Source organism: Catenovulum agarivorans DS-2, assembly GCF_000568405.1.
GTDB lineage: Bacteria > Pseudomonadota > Gammaproteobacteria > Enterobacterales > Alteromonadaceae > Catenovulum > Catenovulum agarivorans_A.
On record NZ_ARZY01000015.1, the window covers coordinates 87,857 to 97,598 of the forward strand.

Consider the following 9,742-nt stretch of genomic DNA (forward strand, 5'->3'; position numbering starts at 1 on the left):
GCCATATATTTTTATATTAATAATGGTTGTCGGTCAAATATATCATTGAATGATTGTCGGTTTTTTATTCGTTTACGCTCGGTCGTCTGAAAAAAATTGTTATAGTCTTAGTGTATATATAGGGTGTTTTTAAGAAAACATTTGCAGTAAACGTTTACATTGGTGTGTTTTGTGTGCCATTCTATATCTATACCCAAGCTATTTGGGTTTAAATACTCAACAACACATGCAAATAAAGGTGAGGCTATGTTTAGCACAAGCGAACGACGACTAGCTTTAAAAGCACAAGCAACTAACATTTTGTTATTTATTATAGCCAGTGGCTTGCTAAGTGCCTGCAGTGAATCTGCTAATCAAACTGTAAGTTCTACTACGTCAACTGAAAAGCAAGCGCTTTCATTGGAAGGCAGAGATGCTAAGGTATATTGGCCAAATGCCAATACCAAGCTAAAACGTGATCCGGCCGTAGAAAAGCAAGTTGCGGATATTTTAGCTAGCATGACACTTGAACAAAAAGTCGCGCAAATGATTCAGCCCGAAATTGGCTATTTAACGCTAGAACAAATGCGCAAATATGGCTTTGGTTCATATTTAAATGGTGGTAATACCGCTCCGTATGGCAATAAAACCGCAACACCACAAGAGTGGCTTAAATTTGCAGATGAAATGTATGAAGCGTCAACCGACGACTCATTAGATGGCAGTAAAATTCCAGCCATCTGGGGCACTGATGCAATGCATGGGCATAGTAATGTTTCGGGTACCACCTTATTCCCACATAATATTGGCCTTGGTGCAATGAACAACCCAGAACACATTCGTAAAATTGGTGATGCAACTGCTAAAGAAGTTGCGGTGACTGGTATTGAGTGGAGTTTTGCGCCAACGGTTGCAGTTGTGCAAGACGACAGATGGGGGCGTACCTACGAGAGTTATTCTGAAAAACCAGAAATTGTTAAAGCTTATGCCACTGCTATGGTTGAAGGCATTCAAGGTGAAATTGGTGTTGATTTTTTACAAGGTTATCGCCGAATCGCCACAGCCAAACATTTTGTTGGTGATGGCGGCACATTAAATGGCATAGATCGCGGTGATACGATTGCCAGTGAAGAAGCCATGCGCGACATTCACGCTGCTGGCTATTTCACTGCTATTGAGGCTGGTGTTCAATCGGTAATGGCATCATTTAATTCATGGAAAGGCAAGCGCCTGCACGGGCACAAATACCTATTAACTGATGTATTAAAAGAGCAAATGGGCTTCGACGGTTTTGTCGTTTCAGACTGGAACGGGCATAAATTTGTTGATGGTTGTGATTTAGAGCAATGCGCTAACGCGATTAACGCTGGTGTAGACGTATTAATGGTGCCAGAGCATTATGAAGCTTTTTATCACAATACAGTTGCACAAGTGAAAAGTGGTGAAATTCCAATGTCGCGTATTGATGATGCGGTTACCCGTTTTTTACGCGCCAAAGTACGTTGGGGATTATTTGAAAAAGGTAAGCCGTCAACACGTATTCTTGCCAATGATTTATCTGTATTTGGTGCAAAACCACACAGAGAATTGGCCCGCCAAGCGGTACGTGAATCGCTTGTTTTATTGAAGAACAATCAGCAAATTTTACCGCTGAATCCTAAACAAAAAATCTTAATAGCTGGTGATGCAGCCGACAATATGGCCAAACAAGCAGGTGGATGGAGTGTATCTTGGCAAGGTACTGACAATACTAATGAAGACTTCCCTGGTGCAACAACTGTTTATGCGGGTTTAAAAAATGCTATCGAACAAGCGGGTGGTAAAGTTGAGTTTGATGTGGCAGGTAATTACCAAACTAAGCCTGATGTAGCCGTGGTTGTAATAGGTGAGCCACCGTACGCTGAGTGGTTTGGTGATATCCAATACATTGAATATCAAAAACAAAATAAAGCAGATTTAGCTTTATTGAAAAAGCTAAAGGCCGATGGCATACCTGTTGTAACTGTGTTTATTAGCGGCCGCCCTTTGTGGATGAATAAAGAAATCAATATGTCGGATGCATTTGTTGCGGCTTGGTTACCTGGCTCAGAGGGCCAAGGGGTTGCTGATGTAATTTTAGCCAAAGCCAATGGTGATATTAATTACGACTTTAAAGGTAAACTGTCATTCTCGTGGCCAAAATACGACAACCAAGTGATACTAAACCCGCATGATGAAAACTACGATCCGCTATTTGCTTATGGTTTTGGTTTAACTTATCAAGATAAAGTTGAACTGGCGAAATTGGATGAAACCTCTCGCGTTAAATTACAAAAATCGACTAATATGGGCTATGCACTTTTCTACCGCCAATTAGCCCCTGAATTAAATTGGGTGTTGGGTGACAAAACAAATTGGTCTGTGATTGTTAATGGCCCAGCTGGCACCACAGAAAATAGTGATAATTTAACGGTACAAGGCATCAATCTAGCGTATCAAGAAGATGCTCGCCGGTTTGTTTGGTCTGGTGGTGCTGACGCATCGGCTAAGTTAGCTTACAACGGCCAGCAAGATATGACTGAATTTGTTGAAGCTGATAGTGTATTTAATTTTGATTTACGAATTGATAAAGCGGCGAGTGACAAAGTAACCATGGGGTTATTCTGCCAAGCAGAGCAAACTGGTTGTGCAGGCGAAGTGGATATCACTGACTTTGTTAATCAGCAAAAAGTTGGCCACTGGGTTAATGTATCTGTCGATGTAAGTTGTTTAGCGGGTACTGATAAAGTGAGCTCGGTTAAAACTGCATGGAAATTACAAACCGCGGGTGAATTAGGTTTAGCTGTATCGAACCTGGCTATTCAAAAAACGGATGGCAAAAAAGCACAATTTAGCGTGTGTAACTAGTTATATAGACGAATCGCAGGGATGCGAATTTTTCAGTGCACTATAGACGCAAATCACTAGAGCATAACTTTCGCAAAAACGTTTATCATATTTTATAAATCAATGTCGTCTGTTCATCCTTGAAGGAGAGCCCCTGTCGTCATCCCTGACTCCACCTCTTTCAGCTGCGAAGCTGTGCTTCGGTCTTCAATCGCCCATGAAAAGTACATTTTGCTCTAAGTTATCGCTCTAGCACTTTGCTTAGTGCGTTGTTGTGCACAAACAAAAAAGCCGAATCTTTCGATTCGGCTTTTGCAGCATCAAATAACTAAAAGTTAATTATTTAGCTTGTTCACGCTCTATTGCTCGATAAGCAATATCGTCACGATATTGAACATCTTGCCACTGAATTTGTTTAACTAATGCATAAGCACGTTGCTGTGCTTCAGTCACGCTGTTACCTAACGCAGTCGCACATAATACGCGGCCACCGTTAGTGACAACTTTACCGTTTTGCATGTCAGTACCCGCATGGAATACTTTCTCGCCCGCAATTTCTTCTTTTGGTAAACCAGAAATTACATCACCTTTGTTGTATTTAGCAGGGTAACCGCCAGCAGCTAATACCACACCAACGGAAGCGCGCGGGTCAAATTCAGCTGTTGCTTGGTCTAATTTACCTTCAGCACCCGCAATACATAACTCAACTAAATCAGACTGCATACGCAACATTATAGGTTGAGTTTCTGGATCGCCAAATCGACAGTTGTATTCAATTACTTTAGGTTGACCATCTTCAGTGATCATTAAACCCGCGTATAAGAAACCAGTGTATTCGTTATCTTCTTTTGCCATGCCTTCAACCGTTGGCAAAATAACTTGATCCATAATGCGTTGATAAACTTCATCCGTTACAACTGGCGCTGGGGAGTATGCACCCATACCACCCGTGTTTGGACCTTTGTCACCGTTTAATGCACGTTTGTGATCTTGGCTAGTAGCCATAGGTAGCACGTTTTTGCCGTCAACCATCACAATAAAGCTAGCTTCTTCACCAGTTAAAAACTCTTCGATAACAACACGGTTACCCGCATCACCGAAAGCGTTACCCGCAAGCATATCTTTAACCGCTGCTTTAGCTTCTTCAAGCTCCATTGCAACAATTACACCTTTACCCGCACACAAACCGTCTGCTTTGATAACAATTGGCGCACCAACTTTATCTAAATAAGCTAACGCTTGCTCCATATCAGTGAAAGTTTGATATTCAGCTGTCGGAATATTGTGGCGTGCTAAAAAGTCTTTAGTGAAAGATTTAGAACCTTCTAACTGAGCTGCTTTTTCAGTTGGACCAAATACTTTTAAACCAGCTTCACGGAAAGCATCTACTACACCAATAACTAATGGTGCTTCAGGGCCAACAATCGTTAGCTCAACGTCATTGTCTTGTGCAAAAGCCACTAAAGCTTTGATGTCTTCAACCGCAATTGAAACATTGGTTAATTTTGACTCTAACTCAGTGCCTGCATTACCCGGTGCAACAAAAACTTGTTCAACTTTAGGAGATTGTGCAGCTTTCCACGCTAGTGCATGTTCGCGGCCGCCGCCACCAATTACTAATACTTTCATTTAAATATTCCTTTGTGCTTAGTGTCTGAAATGACGCATACCAGTGAAGACCATAGCCATGCCATGTTCGTCAGCTGCTGCAATAACTTCTTCATCACGCATTGAACCGCCAGGCTGAATAACTGCAGTGATACCTGCTGCTGCCGCTGCGTCAATACCGTCACGGAATGGGAAGAATGCATCAGATGCCATCACTGAACCTGCAACTTCTAAGTTCTCGTCAGCTGCTTTAATACCAGCAATTTTTGCACTGTATACACGGCTCATTTGGCCTGCGCCAACACCGATAGTTTGGTTGCCTTTACAGTAAACAATCGCGTTAGATTTAACGTATTTAGCCACTTTCCAGCAGAATAATAAGTCAGTTAATTCAGCTTCAGTTGGTTGACGCTTAGAAACTACTTTAAGATCTGCTTGTTCAACCATACCTTGGTCGCGGTCTTGTACCAATAAACCACCGTTTACGCGCTTGTAGTCGTAACCTGTGGTTTGAGCAGACCACTCACCACATACTAATAAACGTACGTTTTGTTTAGCAGATACAACTTCGATTGCAGCTTGAGAAACTTTAGGTGCAATAATCACTTCAACAAATTGACGGTCGATAATTGCTTGTGCAGTTTCAGCGTCTAATTCTTGGTTGAATGCAATAATGCCACCAAAAGCAGAAGTTGGATCTGTTTGATATGCTTTGTCGTATGCTTCTAATAGGTTTGCACCTAAAGCAACACCACAAGGGTTTGCGTGTTTAACAATAACACAAGCAGGTTGTGTGAATTCTTTTACACACTCAAGTGCTGCATCTGTATCCGCAATGTTATTGTAAGAAAGTGCTTTACCTTGAATTTGGGTCGCGCTTGAAACAGACGCTTCTTCAAGGTTCTTTTCAACATAAAAAGCCGCTTGTTGATGGCTGTTTTCACCATAACGCAAATCTTGCTTTTTAATAAATTGGCTGTTGAAAGTACGTGGGAATTGGCTATCTTCAGCTTTTTCACCGTGGTAATCAGGTACTAATTTACCAAAGTAGTTTGCAATCATACCGTCGTAAGCTGCAGTGTGCTCAAACGCAGCAATCGCTAAGTCGAAGCGAGTCTGGTAGCTTAATGAATTGGCATTGCCATTCATTTCAGCTAAAACGCGGTCGTAGTCAGACGCGTTAACTACAATAGTCACGTCTTTATGGTTTTTCGCCGCAGAGCGAACCATAGTTGGACCACCGATATCAATGTTCTCAATTGCATCTTCTAATGTGCAATCAGGCTTAGCAACAGTGTTGGCAAATGGATATAGGTTTACTACAACCATATCTATACCTTGAATGCCATGCTCTGCCATTACAGCATCGTCTTGACCACGACGGCCTAAAATACCACCATGCACTTTAGGGTGTAATGTTTTTACACGGCCGTCCATCATTTCAGGGAAACCTGTGTAGTCAGAAACTTCAACGGCAGGAACATTGTTGTTTTGCAACAATTTAAACGTACCACCAGTAGATAGAATTTCAACACCAGCTGCAGATAATGCTTGAGCAAATTCTACAATACCAGTTTTGTCTGAAACGCTAATAAGCGCGCGCTTAATTGGGCGAGGCTGATCCATTATTTGTATAACCTTGAAAAATTAATAGTGAGATTAGTCTAGTATCAAAATGGAAAAAGCACCCTTAGGTGCTTTTTCATTCAACAAAAATATGGCTTAGTTCATGCCGTATTTTTTTAATTTTTTACGTAAAGTACCACGGTTGATACCTAACATGTTTGCAGCACGTGTTTGGTTACCACGAGTGTATAACATCACTTCTTCTAATAAAGGCGCTTCAACCTCAGATAAAACGATATCGTAAAAGTTGTCGATATCTTGTCCGTTAAGTTGAGACAAGTAGTTGGTCACAGCTTGCTTAACAGATGCACGTAATGGCTTTTGAGTTTGTTCTTGAGTTGCGGTTACTGTACCAGTCACTAATTCAGGAGAAACATTTTGTTCGAACATATTAACTACTCTTCTCTTTTAAAAGTTTGTCAAAAAATTCAACTAGGCTGTCAATTTGCCCAGTAGCACCTTCGATAGCATTGAATGCACGGCGATAGCTTTTACTATCTGGGATATGATTTAAGTACCAGCTCACATGTTTGCGGGCGAGGCGATATCCTTTCTGGTCACCGTAAAAAATATGAATGTCTTTAACATGCTGAATTACAGTGTCTGCAATTTCAGCTAGTTGAGGACCTGCTGGCATCTTGCCATATCTTAATAAATGGACAATTTCTTGAATTAACCAAGGATTGCCCTGAGCGCCGCGGCCAACCATAATGGCATCGGCGCCGGTAAAATTTTTTACTGTTAGTGCCTTTGCTGCCGTGGTGATGTCACCATTGGCAATAATTGGAATACTAACCTTTTGTTTAATTGCCGCTATGGTGGCGTATTCAGCTTCGCCTTTAAATAAACACTCGCGCGTACGGCCATGAATAGCCAATGCTTGAATGCCTTCACCTTCAGCAATTTTTGCAATTTCAATTCCATTTCTATTTTCAGGCGACCAACCGGTTCTAATTTTCAACGTAACAGGTACATTCACCGAATTAACCACAGTACGCAATATACGTTGGACTAATTCTGGGTCTTGCAACAATGCAGAGCCTGCTAGTTTTTTGTTGACCTTTTTAGCTGGGCAGCCCATATTAATGTCGATAATTTGCGCGCCATTTTCGACATTAAACTGCGCAGCTTGTGCCAATAATTCAGGCTCGCAGCCTGCTATTTGCACAGAACGAATACCTCGTTCGTTGGTTAAATCCATGCGTGCTTTTGACTTGTCTGTATCCCAAACCTCTGGGTTACTTGACTGCATTTCACCTGTTGTTAACCCAGCCCCCATGGCCTGGCATATATGGCGAAATGGTTGATCCGTCACCCCAGCCATCGGCGCTAAAAATACTGGGTTATCTATAGTGTATGGACCAATTTTCAACATAAACTAACTTGGTTAAAACACGACCACCTGAAAAAGGGCGGCTAGTTTACGGATTTTTTATCGCCTTGGAAAGCTTATTTTTTAAACAATTTAAAATTTTTAAATGTCAAGATATCGCAGCACATTTATCCTTAAAAAAACTGCCATGGTTGATCTAAATTTGTAAATTTTATTTATAACTAAGGTGAATATGTGATCGAGGAAAGTAGCCCTGATACAAATTTTTAACCGGTAATTGGTTAAATCGTTTATTATATGCGGCTATTAAAACAATAATTTAGGAGTTGTCTCTATGGAAGGTTGTCTAACTAAATGGATGTCTTTCGTTCTATCTTTTTTTGTTTGTGCTTTTTCAATGAGCGCTTTTAGTTTTGAACAGTTTTCCGATGCGCCAAGCTGGGTCGCCCACCCTGATATCCCTTTTGAACACACAGTCCCAACAGAGCAAGTGCAAGATGGTATTTATTATCTGTTAGTCGACAAACAAGAGCATGTTGAAAATAATCAATTTCATTCTTACCGCCGTTATGTTGCGACTATTGTCAATCAGCAAGGCATTGATGAGTTTTCACAGATTAATATAACGCATGACCCGAGTTATGAGGATTTGGCTTTTCACAAACTTAATGTTTATAGGGAAGGCGAAACACAAAATAGAATTGATACTGCTCAGTTTCAACTTTTGGACATTGAACGAGAGCTTGAATCGCAAATTTATAACCAACAAAAAAACTTAAATGTTTTATTAAGTGATTTACGTGTTGGCGATACGATTGAATATAGCTTCAGTACAATCGGGCAAAACCCTGTATATTCTAACCACTATCAATACACAACAAACCTAAGTTGGTCAGTACCTGTTGAGCGTTTATATGTGCAAATAAATTGGTTTGAACAACGGCCATTGTATTTCCAAGTTTTTGATAGCCAAAGTACTTATGACGCTGCAAATGTTGTTAACAAGGTTGATTCTGCTGCAGGTCAAATCTTTGTGGTTGATCAAAGTCGGGTTGCACCGGTTATTGCTGAAGATGAACGACCTGTTTGGCATTCACCTTGGCGTAAAGTTGAGTTTTCAGATAGCAATAACTGGCAGCGGATATCCGATTGGGCCGTTGATTTATACCGACAGAAAATAGTCGCTTCACCAGAGGTTAGTGCCTTAGCCAAAGACTTTGCCAAGTTACCAACACAAAAACAGCGAATTTCAGCTGCTTTGCAATTTGTTCAGAATGAAATTCGTTATGTTGGAATTGAATTTGGAGTGAATTCTCATCTTCCATCATTGCCGAGTGAAACATTGGCGCGCCGCTATGGCGACTGTAAAGATAAAACTGTGCTGTTGGTTGCGTTATTACAAGCGCTTAACATTAATGCATGGCCAGCGCTCGTTCATACCGAAAAACAACAAACAATAGCGCAACGTTTACCAGCCGTATACTCATTTGATCATGTCATTGCCAAGGTAGAGTTGGAAGGCGTTACATACTGGCTAGACCCTACACGTAGTTACCAATTTGGTAGCATTGATGAAATCTATCAACCTGATTATGCATTCGCTTTGGTTGTTGCTGAAGGTGCATCGACACTAGAGTCTATGCGCCAGCAGGATAACTTTAGTGGCATTGAAATGATGGAAACTTTTACTTTAGATGAAAGTTATCAAGTGCCAGTGAAACTTGAAGTGGATACTATTTATACCGGTTGGAAAGCGGCGCAGCAACGCAGAAAACTCGACTCAGACGGTATAGCTCATGTGAGCAAATCGTATTTAGACTATTATGTTGGAGAGTTTGGCAAAACCACTTCTATGGCTGAATTAAAGGTTATTGATAACAAACAATCGAACCAATTTCGCTTGCAAGAAAAGTATCAGCTAGAGCAATTCTGGCAGGAAAATGATAACTCTATGTCAGGCTATTTTGATACCAGTAGTGTTGCATCTTATTTAAACATTCCCGAAGAATCTAGCAGAAAGTATCCGCTTGAATTAACTTATCCAATAAAGGTAAAGCACCAACATGTGGTTAATTTCGCAACAGATGATTGGCATTTCGACGATGAAAAGTTTACAGAAAAGAATGATTTTTTTGATTTCACATATAATGTTGAATGGCGTCAATCTGCCAAACAGCTCAAGATAACGTATCAATATCAGGCGAATGCTAGTCATGTTGACGCACAACAGTATGATGAATACTTAGCTGCATTAAAGAGAGTTGAAGACTACCAAAGTTATAGCATTTATAAGTCAACTCACGAGGGCGTTCGAAAATCTGTGTCAGCCTA

At 40.8% G+C, this 9,742-nt stretch carries 6 protein-coding genes; 2 read left to right on the forward strand and 4 right to left on the reverse strand.

The genetic code is table 11. From position 1 onward, the window contains the following. Positions 1-246: 246 nt before the first annotated feature. Positions 247-2,865 (forward strand): glycoside hydrolase family 3 protein, encoded by a 2,619-nt coding sequence (locus DS2_RS09485; RefSeq protein WP_035014504.1) that lies wholly within the window; start codon positions 247-249, stop codon positions 2,863-2,865. 318 nt (positions 2,866-3,183) lie between these two features. On the opposite strand, the gene purD is transcribed toward DS2_RS09485, so the two are convergent. The 4 genes from purD to dusB form a co-directional block, all read right to left on the reverse strand. Next, positions 3,184-4,473, reverse strand: a complete 1,290-nt coding sequence (purD, locus tag DS2_RS09490) for a phosphoribosylamine--glycine ligase (protein WP_035014505.1) — start codon at positions 4,471-4,473, stop codon at positions 3,184-3,186. Between the two features lie 18 nt (positions 4,474-4,491). Further along, positions 4,492-6,078, reverse strand: a complete 1,587-nt coding sequence (purH, locus tag DS2_RS09495) for a bifunctional phosphoribosylaminoimidazolecarboxamide formyltransferase/IMP cyclohydrolase (protein WP_035014506.1) — start codon at positions 6,076-6,078, stop codon at positions 4,492-4,494. Positions 6,079-6,174: 96 nt separating this feature from the next. After that, entirely contained in the window at positions 6,175-6,468 is a 294-nt protein-coding gene (fis, locus tag DS2_RS09500; protein ID WP_016954141.1) for a DNA-binding transcriptional regulator Fis, read from the reverse strand. A 1-nt stretch (position 6,469) separates the two neighbouring features. Further along, the gene (gene dusB / locus DS2_RS09505; protein WP_035014515.1) at positions 6,470-7,450 is read right to left on the reverse strand and encodes a tRNA dihydrouridine synthase DusB; all 981 of its coding nucleotides are present in this window, start codon (positions 7,448-7,450) and stop codon (positions 6,470-6,472) included. 295 nt (positions 7,451-7,745) lie between these two features. On the opposite strand from dusB, the gene DS2_RS09510 reads away from it, so the two are divergent. Beyond that, positions 7,746-9,742 (forward strand): DUF3857 domain-containing transglutaminase family protein (locus tag DS2_RS09510; protein WP_035014507.1); only part of this gene is annotated, 1,997 nt, incomplete at its 3' end.

Excerpts from the sequence above, each read along its gene's own strand:
- DS2_RS09485 (WP_035014504.1), top strand. The coding sequence starts at position 247 with ATGTTTAGCACAAGCGAACGACGACTAGCTTTAAAAGCACAAGCAACT.
- purD (WP_035014505.1), bottom strand. The coding sequence starts at position 4,473 with ATGAAAGTATTAGTAATTGGTGGCGGCGGCCGCGAACATGCACTAGCG.
- purH (WP_035014506.1), bottom strand. The coding sequence starts at position 6,078 with ATGGATCAGCCTCGCCCAATTAAGCGCGCGCTTATTAGCGTTTCAGAC.
- fis (WP_016954141.1), bottom strand. The coding sequence starts at position 6,468 with ATGTTCGAACAAAATGTTTCTCCTGAATTAGTGACTGGTACAGTAACC.